Origin of the sequence: Chitinophaga sp. CB10, from assembly GCA_001870995.2 — a bacterium.
Lineage (GTDB): Bacteria > Bacteroidota > Bacteroidia > Chitinophagales > Chitinophagaceae > Chitinophaga.
Genome location: MLAV02000003.1, coordinates 360,638 through 379,713 on the forward strand (window position 1 = coordinate 360,638; position 19,076 = coordinate 379,713).

13 protein-coding genes and 1 tRNA gene are annotated in these 19,076 nt (G+C 49.8%); 6 read left to right on the forward strand and 8 right to left on the reverse strand.

The window, feature by feature from the left end:
• The first annotated feature begins 31 nt into the window (after positions 1–31).
• Positions 32–601: an NUMOD4 domain-containing protein gene (locus BOC67_RS06945; protein ID WP_291908622.1), complete on the forward strand. Its 570-nt coding sequence runs from the start codon at positions 32–34 to the stop codon at positions 599–601.
• Between the two features lie 85 nt (positions 602–686).
• Here the strand turns inward: BOC67_RS06945 and BOC67_RS06950 are convergent, their stop codons facing one another.
• Positions 687–4,001: a DEAD/DEAH box helicase gene (locus tag BOC67_RS06950; RefSeq protein WP_291908623.1), complete on the reverse strand. Its 3,315-nt coding sequence runs from the start codon at positions 3,999–4,001 to the stop codon at positions 687–689.
• An 86-nt stretch (positions 4,002–4,087) separates the two neighbouring features.
• Here BOC67_RS06950 and proC point away from each other — a divergent pair, with 86 nt between their 5' ends.
• A complete protein-coding gene (gene proC, locus BOC67_RS06955; protein WP_291908625.1) occupies positions 4,088–4,885 on the forward strand; it encodes a pyrroline-5-carboxylate reductase in 798 nt (265 codons plus the stop codon).
• On the opposite strand, the gene BOC67_RS06960 is transcribed toward proC, so the two are convergent.
• The 6 genes from BOC67_RS06960 to rimP all read right to left on the reverse strand — a co-directional run bounded on the left by BOC67_RS06960 (position 4,882) and on the right by rimP (position 14,575).
• The gene (locus tag BOC67_RS06960; protein ID WP_291908627.1) at positions 4,882–5,376 is read right to left on the reverse strand and encodes a histidine phosphatase family protein; all 495 of its coding nucleotides are present in this window, start codon (positions 5,374–5,376) and stop codon (positions 4,882–4,884) included. The genes proC and BOC67_RS06960 overlap by 4 nt on opposite strands.
• A gap of 234 nt (positions 5,377–5,610) precedes the next feature.
• Positions 5,611–7,338, reverse strand: a complete 1,728-nt coding sequence (locus tag BOC67_RS06965) for an amidophosphoribosyltransferase (protein WP_291908629.1) — start codon at positions 7,336–7,338, stop codon at positions 5,611–5,613.
• Between the two features lie 254 nt (positions 7,339–7,592).
• Positions 7,593–8,975, reverse strand: coding sequence for a peptidylprolyl isomerase (locus BOC67_RS06970; protein WP_291908631.1), 1,383 nt, complete (start codon positions 8,973–8,975; stop codon positions 7,593–7,595).
• A gap of 162 nt (positions 8,976–9,137) precedes the next feature.
• A complete protein-coding gene (gene infB / locus BOC67_RS06975; protein ID WP_291908633.1) occupies positions 9,138–12,755 on the reverse strand; it encodes a translation initiation factor IF-2 in 3,618 nt (1,205 codons plus the stop codon).
• A gap of 91 nt (positions 12,756–12,846) precedes the next feature.
• Entirely contained in the window at positions 12,847–14,094 is a 1,248-nt protein-coding gene (gene nusA, locus BOC67_RS06980) for a transcription termination factor NusA (protein ID WP_291908634.1), read from the reverse strand.
• Between the two features lie 16 nt (positions 14,095–14,110).
• On the reverse strand, positions 14,111–14,575 hold the full coding sequence (gene rimP / locus BOC67_RS06985) for a ribosome maturation factor (RefSeq protein ID WP_291908636.1): 465 nt from the start codon (positions 14,573–14,575) through the stop codon (positions 14,111–14,113).
• Positions 14,576–14,826: 251 nt separating this feature from the next.
• Between rimP and BOC67_RS06990 the strand changes: the two genes are divergently transcribed.
• Positions 14,827–15,087, forward strand: a complete 261-nt coding sequence (locus BOC67_RS06990; protein ID WP_291908638.1) for a DUF4834 family protein — start codon at positions 14,827–14,829, stop codon at positions 15,085–15,087.
• A 38-nt stretch (positions 15,088–15,125) separates the two neighbouring features.
• Here the strand turns inward: BOC67_RS06990 and BOC67_RS06995 are convergent, their stop codons facing one another.
• The gene (locus tag BOC67_RS06995) at positions 15,126–15,752 is read right to left on the reverse strand and encodes an HAD family phosphatase (protein ID WP_291908640.1); all 627 of its coding nucleotides are present in this window, start codon (positions 15,750–15,752) and stop codon (positions 15,126–15,128) included.
• A 142-nt stretch (positions 15,753–15,894) separates the two neighbouring features.
• Here BOC67_RS06995 and BOC67_RS07000 point away from each other — a divergent pair.
• The 3 genes from BOC67_RS07000 (at position 15,895) to BOC67_RS07010 (ending at position 18,693) form a co-directional block, all read left to right on the forward strand.
• A tRNA-Ile gene (locus BOC67_RS07000) sits at positions 15,895–15,968 on the forward strand.
• A gap of 858 nt (positions 15,969–16,826) precedes the next feature.
• Positions 16,827–17,429: an RNA polymerase sigma factor gene (locus BOC67_RS07005; protein ID WP_291908642.1), complete on the forward strand. Its 603-nt coding sequence runs from the start codon at positions 16,827–16,829 to the stop codon at positions 17,427–17,429.
• A 73-nt stretch (positions 17,430–17,502) separates the two neighbouring features.
• Positions 17,503–18,693: a FecR family protein gene (locus tag BOC67_RS07010; protein ID WP_291908644.1), complete on the forward strand. Its 1,191-nt coding sequence runs from the start codon at positions 17,503–17,505 to the stop codon at positions 18,691–18,693.
• The last annotated feature ends 383 nt before the right edge of the window (positions 18,694–19,076 follow it).

The window sequence follows — 19,076 nt, forward strand, 5'->3', positions numbered from 1 at the left end:
GGAAATACAATAAATAAAAAATTACTTTCACATGACCACAATTAAAAATCTGAAAAATGAAGTCTGGAAAGACTTACAGATTAAAAACAAATCTGCCCTCCGTAAGAAATATGCCGTTTCTAACATGGGAAGAGTGATCAGCTATCATGAAAGTATTGAAGATGGTAAGCTACTCACGGGTTCTACCGTGGAAGGCTATACGGTTTTGAACGTAAAACCGGCAGATACCTATCAATCACTCTACCTACACAGAGAAGTTGCCAAGCTCTTCAACAAAAGGCCAGGGCGTACGCACAGGTATGTGATCCACCTCGACTACGACAAGAAAAACAATAAAGCCAGCAACCTGGCCTGGGCTACCAAGGAAGAAATGGAAGCGCACCAGCAGAACAGCCCGGCTAAAAAGGCATATAAAGAAAAACAAAGGAACAGGCTGAAAGGTCTGAAACTGAACGTGACCAAGGTGAAAAGCATCAAACGCATGCTGAACAAGCCCGGTAAGAAGACCATGAAGCAGATTGCCGAGCAGTTTGACATCAGCGAAATGCAGCTCTACCGTATTAAAAGCGGGGAAAACTGGTCACACGTTACATTGGATTAAAGCCTGGTTTGCCAGGAATGATCTATATATGATGTTGTCTGACAAAGGCCATACTTTAGTGTGGCCTTTGTTATCTTTTTTATTTTCAGGCACTTACGAGTGTTCCTGCCTCGGCCTTTACCATCTCTCCCAGTATCCTCCTGTAATGGTCGCTCTCCTGTAAGACCGGCTCATACCCCATCATAATCACCTGTTTTCGTGCACGCGATAACGTTACCAGCAGCTTCCGGTCTACTTCAATCTGCTCGCTGTTCCAGTGAAACCGGCCCAGGCACTGCAATGTTTGCACCTGCCCCGTGTGGTACACCGCCAGCGAAACAATGATGATATCATTTTCCGATCCCTGGAAGCGCTCCACTGTATCAATATTCACGGCCTGCAGGTCCGGATCGTCCGCAATCAGCTCCCTGATCAGGCTGATCTGCGTGCGCCAGGGCGTGACCACTCCCACCGTATCTTTTGTGAATGCGGGGCCATGGCGCCGTTTGAGGTACCGGAGCAGGTCAGCCACCCGCGCGGCTTCCGTGCTGTTCATTTTGGAAGTTGGCTCATAGGGGCTGGGTATAAATATTTTTCTGCCGAGAGATAAAAGCCTGTCCCATGCATTATCTCCCGCGTCAGGGGCAAAATGTTCCTGTTGCGCTATGCACCCGGCAGTAAGCTGCCCGGCATAGTACGGGTTCACCAGACTTGCGATGCTTTCGTGCATCCTGAAATGGGTATTGAGCATTCCCCAGGCGTGTTCCCAGCGCTGTTGCTTGCATCGCTGCATCAGTCGCTCGAAGATGGAACAACGCAGGTCGGCAATCCCCAGCTGGCGCAGGTCTTCATCCCGGGTTTCGCAGAAGTAGCTCTCCTGCGCCACCACGGGCGGCAGCTGGTTCTGATCCCCGATGAGGATGAACTTCCGGAAAGGCATCAGCAGTCCTAACAATTGCGGCTCTGTGAGCTGGGAGGCTTCATCGGCGATCAGCACATCCATGGGGATGCCCATCGTGATCAGGAGGTCCAGCCTGGTGGCCATGGTGGCGACCGTGCCTACAAATATGCGGTGACTGGTAATGAACTGCCGGGCATCGTCCAGGGAGCCGTTCATGCACAGCTCTTTCAGTTTAATAGCGGAGGGAGTATTGCGCCCGCCCATCCGGAGATAAGGGAGTTCTTTCGCGTCCAGCCTGAGGCAGATTTCCTCTACCGCCTTATTGGTAAAGGCCACGATGACCACGTGGTTGTTCCTGCGGACCAGCTCTCCCGCCATGGTGGTCAGCATAGCGGAGGTTTTACCCGTGCCGGGAGGCCCTTGCAGGAGGTAGTAATCCTCCGCCTGTAAGGCGTTACGGACAATGGCTTCCTGGTTGGCGTTGAACATGGGCGGCAGCGGCACGTCCAGCTCGCGGGTACGGGGCGCTCTGAGCCCTAACAGGGTTTCCGCCTTGTGGCGGTATTGCGGGGCCAGCATGTAAAACAGGGAGGATGCGGCCATCCAGTAGTTGGACTCGTAGATATCGTGTTCAATGATCCATTCCTCGTGCTGCCGGAAGAAATCCAGGGTCATCTGCCGGTTATTCAGGGAGAAGACGAGGTAGTCCCTGCCCAGTTCATCGATACGGCCTTTCAGCAGCTCCTGCTGCAACGGCGCAAGTTCCGGGCCCGTTCTGGCGTAGATGATTGCCGTGTCCCCTACCCTGAAATTATGACTAACGGTGGCGGCTATATCAAAAATGACGGAGCTGCTGGTGCTGTCGAACTCGCGGAACCGCAGCCCGGGAATAATGTTGAACCGGTCGGCCTTTTCGTCCTCCTGTTGCAGCCACAGGGCGGCGAAGCCGTCGGCATCGTCTTCCCGGTGCACTTCGGAGAACATGCCGCATTTGGCCTGGAGAAATTCCCGGAGGATGAAGGAGAGGAATGTTTTATAATAGGTTTTGGCGATGTCCGGCGCTTCGTTCCAGGCTTTTTCGAAGGCCATGAAAGGCTCCATACTGAAGGAAGGCAGGCCGGCGGCGGCCGTACTGTTGATAGTGGATAATACGTCGTATTCCCCGGCGGCGAGCCGCAGCAGCATGGCTACGACTTCGTTGCGGAGTTGCAGCAGGGCATTTTCGCTGGCGCGGGTACTGCTTACGTTCCGGAGGGGCTCCGCCTGCGCGGCGGAATACAGGATGGCGCTGCTGCCCTTACGTTTACGGCCAAACGCAGACCGTAATAACAGGTTATAGCCCACTACCTGCATTTCGTGGTTTTTCCAGGTATTGAAGTCCGGGGCCTTTCCGCTTTTCAGTTCAAAAATTTCTTTCCGGTTCGGATCAGCATCGTCTTCCGCCATGATATCCAACCGCCCCTGTATGCCGTAGACGGAGGAGAAAAAGGTAGGCTCTATGCGCAGGGGTTTATCCTCGAGGTCCCGCACGGTTTGGTGCAGGTTGCCCCAGTGGGAGTCCCGGATATCCCGGAACATTTCATTGATCTTCTCCCGGCCGTATGCGGCGGCCTGCAGTACATTATCCGCTACGGCTTCCCGGAAGGAGGTCTTGAAGTCTATGGCCCTGTTGCGCAACATTTCATCCAGGAGCGCATTCACGAGGTTACCTTTAAAAGCCGCAGGGCTGGATGTTTGCGGTACCAGCTTCTTCACCAGGTAGAGCAATTTATTCACCCCTTTGTGGTTGAAGCATTCTGCCAGGTCGCTGATATCAATCAGGAGGTCGGGTTCCAGCACAACCTGGCTCTCCGCGGTGGTGCTGTATAAAGGCGGCTGTGCTTCATCCGGATCCTCCCGGCGGCAATGTATCACATGGAGGGAATCGTAGCGTCGGAGGCGCCCGTGTAAGGCTATCACGGAGGACGGGTCCATTTCCTTTAAGGAGAGGTGAATCTCTCCCAACTCATCATTTTTTACCAGCAAAACACAGGCGTACCTCCCCTGCTTGTCAGTAACCAGTGGGCCTACGGCCATCACCATGCATTTCAGGGAAAGGATACTGGCGGGTTGGTTATTGATATTCCGGGCGAGAGATTTGGTACCGGCGTCGTAATAGGCTTCGGACAGGCGCAGGGGCACGGTGGCGGAATAGCACCAGGCCACCGCCTCTGCCAGGGCTTTAATGCAGAGGGTATGTTCCTCTTCCTGTAAGGGCTGCATGGTGCGTGTATGCCTGGCCGTTATAATGCGCAGCGCGGTCAGCTGCTGTTGGATGTCCGGCGGGACGGTTTCTTTATCGAAATAGAACTGCATCCGGGCAAAGAGGTTGCCGAAGGAGCGGTGTTCCTGCCGGGTGAGGTCACGGAAAAGGCTTTCCAGTATGAGCTTATAGAGCCGGAGCTTACCGGCCGGCTGCGGGGTATTGGCTGCTTCCTGTATCCGTGCGAAAAACGCTGCTGCTTTTTGTGATGCGCCCATTGATGCAATATACTGCAATGCCGACTTTTTGCATCAATGGAGCATTTGTTTTACCTTTCTGAGGATTTATAATGTAAACCTTTTTTATGTCAGCCAAGAAGATAGCCATTATAGGTGGTGGAAACCTGGGGTCGGCCATTGCCCGGGGATTGCTGAAGAGCGGTTTTTCACAGGCCGGAGACATTACTATCACCAAACGTAATACTGATACCCTTGTTGCCCTGAAGGAAGCGGGCGTACAGGTGGAAAACGATAATGCGAAAGCCATCCGCGGCGCGGAGGTGATCATTGTTGCCCTGAAGCCGTATAATGTACGCGAGGTGTTGCAGGAATACAGCGCTGTATTTGACCCCGCCAGGCAGATATTAATCAGCGTGGTTACCGGCGTCAGTATTGACGACCTGGAACGCATTGTTCCCGGAATGGCCGTGGTGCGCGCGATGCCCAATACCGCCATTGCGATACAGGAGTCTATGACCTGCCTGAGTTTCAAGCATGCTAGCCCCGGGCAAACGACCTTTGTGACCGATATGTTTAACCAGCTGGGCGCCGCTGTTACGATCGATGAGAAGCTGATGGACGCCGCTACTGTGCTGGGCGCCTGCGGTATTGCCTATGCGCTTCGTTTTATCAGGGCTAATATCCAGGGGGGCATTGAGATCGGGTTTGATGCCCGCACGGCCAGCCTGATTGCGGCGCAAACGGTGAAAGGCGCTGCAGAGCTGCTGATCAGGGAAAAGACCCACCCCGAAGCTGAAATTGATAAGGTTACTACCCCTAAGGGCTGCACGATTGCAGGTCTGAACGAAATGGAGCACCAGGGCTTCAGTTCATCGCTGATCAAGGGCATTACTGCCTCTTATGATAAGATTTTGAAAGGTTAATCTTTCCGGGGATAATCGAAGAAGAGAAATGATTTTTTAGCGCGATCGAACTCCTGCCAGGAGTCCGTATTGGCTTGTATTGCGAATACGCCGGCGGTAGGTACGTTGTCTATCCTGATTTCTTCCGTTAAATAATTGGCGAAGTCCGTAATGCCGGGGTTGTGTGCGAAGATGGCCACTACGTTGAAGTCGTCGTCTATCCTGGTGATCACTTTGAGGAAGGTGGAGGCATAGCAGAGGTACAGTTCATCTTCCAGCAGGATGGCCTGTTTGGGGTAACGCCATACGTCGGCCATGAGTTTGGCGGTAGTACGGGTTCTTTTGGCAGGGCTGGCGATGATCAATTCGGGCACTACTCCTTTATCGAGGAGCCTTTGGGCCATCTCGGGGGCGTTTTCCTTTCCCCTTTTATTGAGCGGCCGGTCAAAGTCGTCCGTATTGGGATCATTCCAGCTGGACTTTGCGTGTCGGATGAGTAGCAATGTTTTCATGGGCTGAAAACTTACGTAAATACTTTTAAAGAAAGTTAATAGGAACGGGGCAAATAGGAATCGTTGTGAGATTCATTTAAGATAAAATTAACATAGAAATACGGAAAATGTTGTGTTCCAATGGATTTTATGTGGATGGGGGATTTTTTGGGGTGACATGGTTTTATGCGGGACTTTAAAAAAGCAGGAGCGCCATGGGACGCTCCTGCTTTATAAAGTCGTGTATTATCTGCACTAGTAACCTCTTTCGTTTTTTCCTTCCATGAAGTTCATAAAGGCTTTGTTTACTACGCGGTTACCGCCCGGCGTTGGGTAGTTACCGGTGAAGTACCAGTCGCCCAGGTTATTCGGGCAGGCTTCGTGGAGGCTTTCGATAGACTGGTAGATCACTTCGATTTCAGCGCCGATATTGCCAGGGTTGAGGATCTGGGCAATTTTAGCGGAGATTTCTTCGGGAGTGAACAGTTTGTACACATTTTTCACCACGTTTTGGGCGTGGAGGGTGTTGGTACGTTCCAGTTCTTTACAGAGGCCGTAGGCTTCCTGCAGGATATGTTCCTTGCCTTGTTCCTTCAGCAGGGCGATGGCAGCCTGGAAGGCTACGAAGTCGCCCATTTTGCTCATATCGATACCGTAGCAGTCAGGGTACCTGATCTGCGGCGCGGAGGATACGATGATGATCTTTTTAGGACCGAGGCGATCCAGCATTTTGATGATACTTTCCTTGAGGGTGGTACCGCGAACGATGGAGTCATCGATCACTACGAGGGTATCCACACCGGGGCGTACGGTACCGTAGGTGATGTCGTACACGTGCTGCACCATCTCATTACGGCTGGAATCTTCGGTGATGAAGGTTCTCATTTTCACGTCCTTGATCGCGATCTTATCGATCCGGATACGGCGGTTCACCATTTCGGTGAGCTTTTCCTGGTCGATGTCGTTACCCCAGGAGAGGATACGCTCGATCTTGATCTTGTTGAGGTAATCTTCCAGGCCTTTGAGCAGGCCGTAGAAGGCTACTTCCGCGGTATTGGGTATGAAGGAGAAGATGGTATTACGCAGGTCGTTGTCGATAGCTTTCAGTACGGTGCCTGAAAGGTTACGGCCGAGGGCAGTACGTTCTTTATAAATCTTTTCGTCGTTGCCCCTGGAGAAGTAGATTCTTTCGAAGCTACAAGCTTTTCTTTCCTTGGGTTCGAGGATTTTTTCGATGGCATATTCCCCGTTGTGTTTAACGATGAGGGCGTGGCCTGGCATCAGTTCCAGCACTTCATTTTCCCCGACATTAAAGGTGGTGCGGATAGCAGCTCTTTCGGAGGCGGCTACGATGACATCATCATTAATGTAGTAGTAGGAAGGGCGGATGCCGTTCGGGTCGCGGATCACGAATGCGTCGCCGGTGCCGATAAGGCCGGCAGCGTGGTAACCGCCATCAAATAAGGAGAAAGCCTGTTGGAGGATATGTTTGATGTCGAGCCCGTTGCGGCGTACTTCATCTTCTTTGCAAAGGAAATGGTGAACGGTTTCGAGCATCGCAGCGAGGTCGCTGTTTTTGTGTACTTCGCCCGGGTTTACGTCTGTGAATTTGAAGAGTTCATCTGCGTTGACCAGGTTAAAGTTACCTGCCATAGCGAGGTTGCGGGCAGGGATGGTGTTGTATCTGACAAAGGGGTGGCAGAGTTCCACATTGTTTTTGCCTTGAGTGGCGTAGCGAAGGTGACCCATGAGGAGTTCGCCGAGGAACTTGATATGCCCTTTCATCAGGCCCGGATACTTGGTGATCTCGGGTTGATACTTTTCGATTTCCTGGATTTCGTCCCTGATCTTACCGAAAACGTCGCCGATGGCTTGCGGAGCGCTACTGCGTACGCGGTGCATAAAGGGAACGCCAGGTTCGGTGTCTAATTTTACTGCAGCTACCCCAGCGCCATCCTGGCCCCTGTTGTGCTGCTTTTCCATGAGCAGATATAATTTGTTCAGCCCATAGAAAACAGTTCCATACTTCTGTTGGTAATACGAGAACGGTTTTCTCAATCTTATAAATGCCAGTCCGCATTCATGCTTGATCGCATCACTCATGCCTGAAAATTGAAGATGCAAAGTTACAGCAATTTCAACTAATTCGCGTCATCGGAGCGTAACTACGGGATGAGCGGAATGAAAAGCGGCGCGGAGATCATCTCCGCGCCGCTTTTCAAAAAAGTTAAAATTGGCTACTGTTTGGCGAGCTGAGCCATCCACTGGTTAATATGTTCGCAGTTTTTGTACTCGGGATCCACGTGTACATAGAATGTCGGGATCTTTTCCGTGAGCCATTTATTGATTGCTTCTGCCTGTTTGATCATGAGGCAGCGTTGCTGAATGCGTGCGTAGTCGTCGTTCAGGTTTTCCCGGTGGGGCTGTGTACGCGTTTTCAGGTACACGATGCGCACGGCGGTATGGCCCTGTTCGTCGGTGAATACGGTAGGTTTGGAGATACCGCCTGGTTTGAGGGTATCGAGCATCATGACGATCTCTTTTTCGGAAGGTTCTTCCAGCTGATCGATGGTGATGAGGGTACCTTCGCCTGTTTTGGACTGCAGCATACCTCCGGTGAACTTCGCGGAGGGGTCATCGCTGTAGTCGCTAACAGCCTGGGCAAAAGTGATTTTGCCGGCGATGATCTGGTTGCGAACGGAGTCCAGTTTTTCGGTAGCCTTGGCCAGGTCGGACTTGGTTACGGCTGCTTTGATCAGGATGTGCTGTACGGTGATGTTATCGCCCTGGCGTTTCAGCATCTGGATGATATGGTAACCATGGGCGGATTTAACCGGGTTGGAGATCTCTCCTTCTTTCAGACGGAAGGCGGCGGCCATAAAGTCCGGGTCCCAGGTGTTTTTATCGTTACGGTTCATCGGGTAGATGCCTTTGTTGTCCTTTACGCCGGGATCTTCGGAGTAGAGGATGGCGAGGGAGCCGAAGTCGGCCTCTTTAGCCAGCACGCGTCTTTTAAACTCCTGCAGGCGCTCGATGGCGTAGTTATCCATTTCGCGGGTAGCCTTGGGCGTGATTACTACCTGGCCGATTTCCAGTTCAGACTCATAGAATTTGAGGCTGTCTTTAGGAATGGCGTCGAAGAATCGTTTTACTTCGGAAGGGGTTACCTTCACCTGTTCGATTACTTTATTGCGCATGGCCTGGGCCAGCAGATTTTCCTTGATGGGGGTGCGGAAGCGTTCGCGAAGCTGGTACACGGTGTAGCCGGTCACTTCCTTCATTTTTTCTTTACCGCCGTAGAGTTGTTCGAAGTAGCGGATACGGTTTTCCATCTGGCCTTCAATATCGCCATCGCTTACGGGAAGGGAGTCGCGTTCTGCCTGGAGTACCATTACCTTCTGGGAAATGAGCATTTCCAGGGTATTGCAGGCGGCGTTGGGCGGTAAGTTACCGTCGATGGAATTGCGCTGCTGGTCGGCGAGAGCCCCTTCCATGTCCGATTGCAGGATAATTTTGTCCCCTACTATACCTATAATTTTATCTGCCACGAGCTTCTGCTGGGCTGAAACGGCCTGCAGGATGGTGAGCGATATAGCAGATAATGCCAGAAGTTTCTTCATACTAATTTCGTAAAGTTCAAAAATAACCAAATAAAGATCAGTCCCCTACTAAATTTCGATGGATTTAACAAAAGTTTAGATCAGGCCGGGGAAAAAGCGGACTGACACAAAAAAAGTGCAGCGAGTAGGGCTCGCTGCACTTAAGTTTATTCAGGAGAGTTCTTATAAAGTCCTCTTCACTTCTACTTCTTCAAAACCTTCAACGATATCTCCCGGGCGGAGGTCATTGTAGTTACGGATACTCAGACCGCACTCCATGTTGGCTGCCACTTCCTTCACGTCGTCTTTATAACGTTTCAGGGAGCCGAGATCGCCGGTGTAGACTACGATACCATCGCGAACGAGGTTCACGCGGGTATTTCTTGTCAGCTTGCCATCGAGTACGAAGCAACCGGCCACTGTAACCTTGTCGAATTTGTAGGTTTCGCGTACTTCGACGTTGCACACCACTTTCTTTTCGATTTTTGGTTCCAGCATCCCTTCCATCGCGGATTTGATTTCTTCGATCGCATCGTAGATGATGGAGTAGTTGCGTATTTCGATGTTTTCTTTCTCTGCGAGTTTGGCTGCCTGAGAAGAAGGACGTACCTGGAAACCGAGGATGATGGCATCGGAAGCAGTAGCCAGGAGGACGTCGGATTCGGTGATCTGACCCACGGCTTTGTGTACGATGCTGATAACGATTTCTTCGGTAGAGAGCTTCTGCAGGGAGTCGGACAGCGCTTCCACGGAACCATCAAAGTCGGCTTTGATGATGAGGTTGAGCTGTTTAAAGTTACCCAGTGCCAGACGGCGGCCGATTTCATCCAGGGTGATGTGTTTCTTGGTACGGATACCTTGTTCGCGAACGATCTGAGCGCGGCGGTTGGCCACTTCTTTGGCTTCAGATTCGTTTTCGTACATTTTGAATTTCTCACCTGCCTGTGGGGCGCCGTTAAGGCCGAGTACCTGCACTGGCATGGAAGGACCGGCTTCGTCCATTTTCTGGCCACGTTCGTTGAACATGGCTTTGATTTTACCGTAGAAGGAGCCTGACACGATGGTATCGCCCTGACGGAGGGTACCGTTTTGAACCAGGAGGGAGGCTACGTAACCGCGGCCTTTATCCAGGGAAGCTTCCACGATAGAACCTGAAGCCTCGCGGTTAGGGTTGGCTTTGAGTTCCAAGAGTTCGGCTTCCAGGAGGATTTTCTCCAGGAGGATGTCGATATTCAGGCCGCTCTTAGCGGATATTTCCTGGCTTTGGTATTTACCGCCCCAGTCTTCCACCAGGAGGTTCATACCAGCGAGTTGTTCTTTAATTTTCTCAGGGTTGGCGCCATCCTTATCAATTTTGTTGATAGCGAATACCATTGGGAGGCCTGCTGCCTGAGAGTGGGAGATCGCTTCACGGGTTTGAGGCATGATGGCGTCGTCCGCTGCTACTACGATTACTGCGATATCCGCTGCTTTCGCACCACGGGCGCGCATCGCGGTAAACGCTTCGTGACCCGGGGTATCGAGGAAGGTAATTTTCTTACCGCCTGCGGTCGTCACCTGGTAGGCGCCGATGTGCTGGGTGATACCACCGGCTTCACCGGCTACTACGTTTGCGTTACGGATGTAGTCGAGCAGGGATGTTTTACCATGGTCAACGTGACCCATGATGGTTACGATCGGAGCGCGAGGTTCCAGATTTTCCGGATCATCTGCTACTTCTTCCTCGTCGGAGTCTTCGGCGGCGTCGAGGCCGATGAATTCCACTTCATAGCCGAATTCGCCGGCAACCAGTTCGATTACCTCTGCGTCGAGGCGTTGGTTAATGGAAACCATGATGCCGAGTCCCATACATTTGGAGATTACTTCGGCGAAGCTAACATCCATCAGGTTAGCGAGTTCGCTCACGGAGATGAATTCAGTTACCTGGAGTTTGTTATCCTCCATGTTCTGGTTAGCTCTTTCATTGGCTCTCTCCTCGCGTTTTTCGCGGCGGTGTTTCGCTTTCACGTTTTTACCGCGGGTATTGCCGGAGAGTTTGGCCATTGTTTCCTTGATCTTATTCTGGATTTCGTTTTTATCGATTTCCTTTTCTTCAGGCGTACGTTTATCAGGAGCGTTGTTGCCATGGCGGTTAAATCCACCACCCTGACCCGGGCGGTTGAAGTTACCTCTGTTCTGGCCGCCCTGTTGACCGCCCTGACGGTTAAATCCGCCGCCTTGCTGACCACCCTGGCGGTTGAATCCACCTTGTTGGCCACCCGGACGGTTTTGACCGCCGGCGTTTTGTCCGCCCGGACGGTTTTGACCACCGTGCTGACCACCCTGGCGGTTTTGTCCGCCGTGTTGGCCGCCCTGGCGGTTTTGACCGTGTTGGTTACGATCGCCATGCTGGCCGCCCTGGCGGTTTTGGCCGCGGTTATCGCCGTGTTGGCGATCGTGGCGGGCATGGTCGCCTGTACCTTCCTTATGGTCGCCGTCTTTGAAGTCGCGCGGCTGGATAGGTTCAGGTTTCTTTTCAACGATAATGCGTTTACGTTTACGTTTTTCTTCGCGTTCTCTGTTGAAATTGCTTTTATTGTTATCTCTTCTGTCGGACTGTACCGGCAGTTCGATTTTGCCGATTACTTTAGGGCCGGTTAATTTTTCGGCCTGGATGTTTTCTATAACGGCGCCGGCTTGCTCATCCGCATTATTTTGTGCAGCAGGAGCCTGGGCGGCGGGCTCGTTGGTAGTTTTAGGTTCGTCTTTAACAACAGGTTGTTTGACGGGAACCGTTTGTTTGGTTGCTGCAGCCGGTTTTGCCTCTTGTAATACTTCTTCCACTTTGTTAACTAAAGGTTTATCTTCAACCGGTGCGGCTTTTTCCGTTTTATCTGTCGTCGTATCGGTTTTATCTGTTTTTGCTGATTGCTCAGGTTGAGCGGGCTTAGCAGGGGCTTCAGGAGCTTTTTCTGCTGGCTTCTCGGTGCTGGCTGCCGGTTTTTCCGGTTGTACGGCTTGCGGTGCGGCTGGTTTTTCAGCGGCTTTAGAAGCGTCAGATTTGGCAGCAGGCGTTTGTGCAGCAGTTTTATCAGCGGCGGGTTGTTCCTTAGGCTGTGCTGCTGGTTTAGGTTCCGTAGCTTCTGTTTTCGGCTGTTCTTTCTGTGCCGGTTTTTTACCGCCACGATTGAGCGCCTCGAGGTCGATCGTAGTGATGACGCGAGGGCCGTTAATTTTAGGAGCTTCGGTTTTAACCACATCCGGTTCGGCAGGCGGGGCCTGAGTTTTAGGCGCTTCCGCTACAGGGGGAGGTGGTGCAACGGGAGGTTCAACCTTTTCTTTTTCCTTAACCGGCGGGTTTTCCTGAACGGGTGCTTTAGGTTCCGGTTTAGGAGATTCCTTTACTGGTTCCGGTTTAGGTTCAGGTTTAGGTGCTTCTGCTACTGGAGCAGTTGGCTCTTTTTCTTCTTTAGGAGTGTTCTTTTTAGCCACAGCTTCCGCTTCCTCGTTTCCTTTCTCTTTCTCTGCTTCTTTCTTCTTCGCTTCTAACACGCTTCCTTTGGGCAGGGCTATCTGGTCGCTTTTGCGCTTGTTAGCCTTGTCCTGTTGGAATTCCGACTGCAGGGCTTGGTACATAACAGCCGTGAGGCGGGCATTTGGCGAACCAAAGCCGCCAATATCGAAGCCTTTATTGGAAAGAAAGTCTATAAGTGTTTCTTTACCAATATTAAACTCTTTGGCTGCGGCCAGCAATCGTGGTGTGTTGTTTGTTGTTTCAGGCATATCGTAATTCGGGCCTCCCCTGTTTCCCGTTTCTTCCAAACGGGTTGTTTTTTTACGTTTAAACAATAACTCGAAAAAATCAATTCCCCTTCTAATAAGCCCTTTACCTGGGAAGGGTTCTGGCTGGGCTTTATTCTTTGTCAAACTCTTCCTGTAATATTCTTCTTACATCCTGCACTGTCTCTTCTTCAAGATCCGAGCGGCGGACCAGCTCTTCGGTGGTCAGCTCCAATACGCTGCGGGCAGTATCACAACCTATGCGCTTCAGTTCGTCTATGATCCATTCTTCGATTTCGTCAGAGAATTCTTCCAGATCGATATCAAATTCGGCTTGTTCCTGTTGTTCATCGCGGAATACGTCGATTTCGAATCCGGTGAGTTCGCAGGCGAGTTTGATATTTACGCCTTTTTTACCGATGGCCAGGGATACCTGATCTGGGTTCAGGTACACGGAGGCGTATTTATTTTCCATATCCACTTCCATGCGGCTGATCCTTGCGGGGGTCAGGGAGCGTTGGATGAGGAGTTGGATATTGGTAGTATAGTTAATGATGTCGATGTTTTCGTTTCTGAGTTCACGAACGATACCATGTATGCGGCTACCTTTCATACCCACGCAGGCGCCTACCGGGTCAATACGGTCGTCATAAGATTCAACGGCTACTTTGGCTCTTTCACCTGGTTCGCGTACGATTTTCTTAATAACGATCAGGCCATCAAAGATCTCAGGAACTTCAATTTCCAGCAATTTAGCCAGGAAGGATGGATGTGTCCGGGAAAGAATGATGAGTGGGGCATTATTCTTCATTTCTACCTTTTTCACCACCGCTCTAACGTTTTCCCCTTTCTTGAAATAATCAGTGGGGATTTGTTCGGCTTTAGGCAAAATTAATTCATTCCCTTCATCATCAAGCAATAAAACTTCTTTTTTCCAAACCTGGTAGACTTCGCCGGTTACAATTTCGCCGGCTTTGTCAGCATATTTCTTTACGAGGATATTCTTTTTGAGGTCGCCGATGCGGGCAGACAGCGTTTGTTTTGCTGCCAGGATGGCGCGGCGTCCGAAGTCCAGGATCTCTACTTCTTCATAGAGTTCCTCCCCTATTTCAAGGTCTTTTTCGATGGCAGTAGCCTCTGTATATGCGATTTGCGCATTTTCATCTTCCACTTCTCCATCTTCCACTACGGTCCGACGGCGAAATATCTCCAAGTCCCCTTTTTCTGTATTTACAATGACGTCAAAGTTCTCATCAGAGCCATACTTTTTCCTCAGCAGGGTCTTGAACACATCTTCCAAAACCTTCATCAGCGTAGGGCGGTCGATGTTTTCCGCCTCCTTAAACTCGGTGAATGACTCAATCAGGTTAATACTAGCCATGTTTAATTATTATATTTTAGAACACAATGCACACTTTCGTATGCTTGATTTCATTGAATTTTATATCGGTAGATTTTTTTTCTTTTTTCTTTCCAATTACTTCTTCGATGGTAAAGCCTTCGTCTGATACTGCGGTCAGGGTTCCTTCTTTGGAAGTACCGTCCAGGAAAGTGGCTTCCACTTTTCGGCCAATATTTTTGAGATATTGTCTGTGCAGTTTCAGGGGTTCATCCAGCCCGGGGGAAGAAACTTCCAGGGAGAAGTCGCCATCCGGGAACAGGGCTTTTTCCTCCAGCAGCGCATAGAGGGCTCGGTTAAAAGATACCAGTTTATCGACCGGTACGCCTTTATCCCCATCCAAAAAGAGCTTTATATTATTTGTGGGTTTTATTCTGATATCCACCAGAAAGTTATCGGGATCGTTTGCCAGCAGACCTTCTGCCAGCTCCCGTATTGCTGTAATCACGAGTTCGTTTGCCATACAAAAAGCGCGAAGGGGCCGATATCTCGTCCCCTTCGTTTGAATCATTTTTCCTACGCAAAATTAGGATTTTATTTTTATTGTAGCACTATTTATTTTATTTAACAGTTAATTTTTAAGGAGATATATTATTAAGGGCTATACGTATTTCTGAAAAGTTTAATTTGATTAGGTGACGGAAGTTAAAGAAAACTTAAAATGAAACGGGATGTTTATGGCCGGAAGATATTATCAGCTACCTTTGCTCCATTATGTTGAAGACGCTTATATATCTTTTTCTTGCCTGGTTGCTTTACAAGCTGGTGTTTGACTTCATCATACCTATTTACCGCTCTACCAAGGTGGTAAGGAGGCAGATGGCGGACATGCAGGAGGCGATGCGCCAGCAATATGAGCAGCAACAGGCTGCCCAGCAGGGATACAGTACGCAGCAACAGCAACAGCCGCCGGTATCCCGTCCGGCCCCGAAGCCCGACAAAGGAGATTACATTGATTTTGAAGAAATTAAATAAAAAAACCTCACAGAGATGTGAGGCTTTTCTTTTATGTCTTATACCGCCAGCGGCTTGAAGATATCGAGTATTGTTTTAGGCGCCTGCAGGTGGATGGTATGAATCCCCAATTGTTTGGCAGGTTCTATATTGGGCAGCGTATCGTCGATAAAGACCGTTTCTCCCGCTTTCAGCCCATTTTCGTCCAGGACCACCTGGTAAATTTCCGATCCCGGCTTACGGTAGCCCACGAGGTGGGAATAATAGATTTTGTCGAAGAACTCCGCCAGGGAGGGAATACCCCGGGATTCCATCAGGATTTTATTGAAGTGATCCACATGGATTGCATTGGTATTGCTGAGGAGATACAGATTGTACTGCTGGCGGAGCTGCTGCAGCAATTGGAGGCGCTGCAGGGGGAAATCCAGCAGCATAGCGTTCCAGGCAGCAATTATTTGCTCATCAGTGACCCCTTCCGGTAGATGTTTATGCATTTCAGCGAGGAACTCTTCATTGGTGACATGGCCGGTTTCCAGGTCGTTGAACAAACTGGAGCCTTTAAACTGGGAATACAGCTCATGGAAATTTTCCGCGCCCAGTTTTACGAAAGCGTCATTGGTTTTTTGGTAATCGATGTTCAGGATAACCCCGCCAAGGTCGAAAATGATATTTTTAATTCCCTGCATAAGTGCGTATTTACTGCAAAGAAACACGTTTTTCGTAAAGTGTAGAGGGGTGAGTTACATTGTGGAAAATAATTTTAGGTTAATTGAATAAAATAATTAATTTTGCCGTCCCCTCGAAAGAGGGTTTGCGTTCTTCGGAACAGCTCCTATAGCTCAGTTGGTTAGAGCACCTGACTCATAATCAGGGGGTCACAGGATCATGCCCTGTTGGGAGCACGGATTTTTTGAGGCTTTTAGTGCGATGCGCTGAAAGCCTTTTTTTGTTTGAAACAATTCAGCGGTTGATTATAGCTGTCGAAGTACGAGCGTTTCCAATGCGATAGAATTAGAAGAAAATAACCTCTGGGAATCGTTTACTGGACCTGGATGTTATTTCCAGTGGTGGAAGGCATCAGTACCTTGCGCTTACAGCTAATATGTTTAGAAATAGTAACGAATGGCAGCTCATCACCATGCCATTAACATTACCTAACGCAGTAAATGATGTAGAAATTCGGGGATTCAACTTTGCGCCAGGCACAACTGATGTTTTTCTGGATTACATCAATATCATCCCTGGCGACGCCCGTGGCTTTTATTCCAATGAATACACAGTTACAAGTCAGTAGCCAGTAAGGAAGGTGTCGATGTTGGCGAAGTGCAAACCGTGCTACTCAAAAAGATCGAAGAGCTTACACGCTATATCATCGGCCAGGAAAAACGTATTAATGCCCAGGAGCAGCGAATTAAAGAACTGGAAATGCAAACAAAGAAATAATTTATAGCGGTCTAACAAAGGCCGCTTTTTAATTTTTTATTCGCCATAATGCTGTGCTAGTATGCTTTCATACCCAATTATACCGGCTCTCAAATCTTTTAAGTTCAAACCGCGTTAAAACCAGGGTATATAGCCACAGAAAGGCAAGGAAATTTTCGGACGCCAACAACCATAATGGTATCCATAAGCTCGGTTCGACAGCTTCAAAAAAAGTCCCAAAACAATAATCCCCCTCCCCCATTGCACCCCATCAAAAAAATCCTTAGCTTTAGCTCAGGCCAGAAGTGCCGTTGTCCGGAAATTGTAGTATCGCCATTTTGTCAACTAAAGCTTTATATAACGAACCACATCTAATTATCCTAGCCTCACAAGGAAACCGTGAAGCATTCACCAGCCTGTACTCCCACTACCTGGATGCTGTAACGCAATATATCCGCCTGTTTACCAACTCCGAAGATGAGGCCGACGAAGTGATCCAGGATGTTTTCGTCCGCATTTGGGAACAACGGGATAAACTCAGCACCGTCACCTCTTTCAGAAGCTACGTGGCCAGGGCAGCCCGCAACCGCTTGCTCGACCATCTACGCCATCTGGAAGTCAGAAAGGCCGCAATTCTCGACCTGCAACAAACAAAAACAACAGCGGAAACACCGGAAGATATATGGCATTATCGTTATATTTATGCAAAGGTGCAGCAACAAATAGCCGCGCTTCCCACCCAATGCCAGCACGTTTTCCGGCTTAGCGTGGAAAAAGGTATGAGCCTGGACGAAATTGCCGCCGAACTGCATATTTCCAAATCCGGCGTAAAAAACCAGCTCTATAAAGCCCAGAAACTGGTGCGCCAATGCTTCGAAGAAAAAGATAGCCACCTTTTTATCGTGTTCCTGCTCTCCATCCCCACATTTTCCATTTTCTAAAAAAAATTTTTTTGGACCGGCGTGTCCTTTCGCTTTCCTCAAACGTCCTTATTCCGGAAACACATTCCAGGATATGACTCAGGAACAACTATACGCTTTTTTGAAAGACTATACCGCCGGTAATTACTCAGAGCAGGATTACCTCGCCTTCCGCCATTGGCTTGATAACGCCGCTATGGAGGAAAAGCTGGCAGTACTTGATAAGTATAGCGATTTGTTTCCTGAACTCACCGCCCAGCCTTCGGCTGATACACGTCGTATAGCCATGATTGAGGCCGCCCTGGATGAGTCGACATTCGAAGCACTGCGTAAACCTGCGAGAGTACTTAATATACGAAGGTGGAGCGCTGCCGCGGCAGCTGTACTGTTGCTCGGCGCCGGCGCCTGGTGGCTACTTAAAGACAGCAAATCTAAACCTGCTACTGTAGCTCAGCATGTAAATGTTGCCCCAGGAAAAGCCGGCGCCATCCTTACCCTCGGTGACGGGTCGCAGGTAGTACTCGACAGTGCCGGAAACGGCCTCATAGCCGTGCAGAACGGGGCCAGTATTGTACTCGACAGTGGTAAAATCGGTTATGGAAAGCATGACCGGCAAAACGGGGAACCGCAGCAGAATACGCTGTCTACCCCGATCGGGCGACAATTTAAAGTCGTGCTGCCGGACGGTACCCTGGTATGGCTCAACGCCGCAAGCTCCATCCAATACCCCACCTACTTCGCCGGCAACAACCGCGAAGTAACCGTTACCGGTGAGGTGTACATGCAGGTAGCCCAGGATCATAACCACCCCTTCCGGGTGACCATCCAAAGCGATGGCCAGCACGAAGGAACAGTGGATGTACTGGGAACCGACTTTAACATTAACGCCTACCCGGATGAAAGCGCCACAAAAGTGACGCTCATCAGCGGCGCCGTCATGGTGTCGGCCGGCACCCCTGTTCAAAAGGAAATGCTGAAGCCGGACCAACAGGCTGCCATACATGAAAACAGTAAGATCACCGTCCTGCACGTAAATGCAGATAACGTAACAGCCTGGAAAAACGGGTACTTCGATTTCGAAGAAAACGACCTGACCATGCTGATGCGGCAACTTACCCGCTGGTACGGGATCGAAACGGAAATACAGAAAAATGTACCTGTGGATATAGAGTTCGGGGGGAAAATCAGCCGGAATCTGATGCTTTCAGAAGTCATCAAAGTCTTGAACCAGGCAGGCGTACACTGCTACCTGACCAATGAAAAAAAGTTGATCGTAATACCGTAATGAACAATCAAAAATTGTGTTTAGTCAATCAATACCAGCAGTAAAGCTGCTGTCAACCAAAAATGAGATAGACCTGTTGCCGCGTGAGGGAATGAGCGTCGCCTCTTAATGCTATTAGCAAACAAGTAAAAATTTGATAAGAAAACAGAAAGTCAAGAAAAACCGGAAGTGTTAGGACCACTCCCGGTAGGTGATTTGACTGCCTCTGGCTGAATGAAACCAATTTTTTAAACAACCATTTAAACAGATCAAACTAATGCAATTTATGCAAAAAAATGCTAATTGTAGTTGGTATGCTATGCCCGGAAATGTAGCACCGGACAGCCTCCGGAAAGGATCGGCGGACTGCGCCGGCACCGAGGAGGCAACTCTGGCAGAACGGC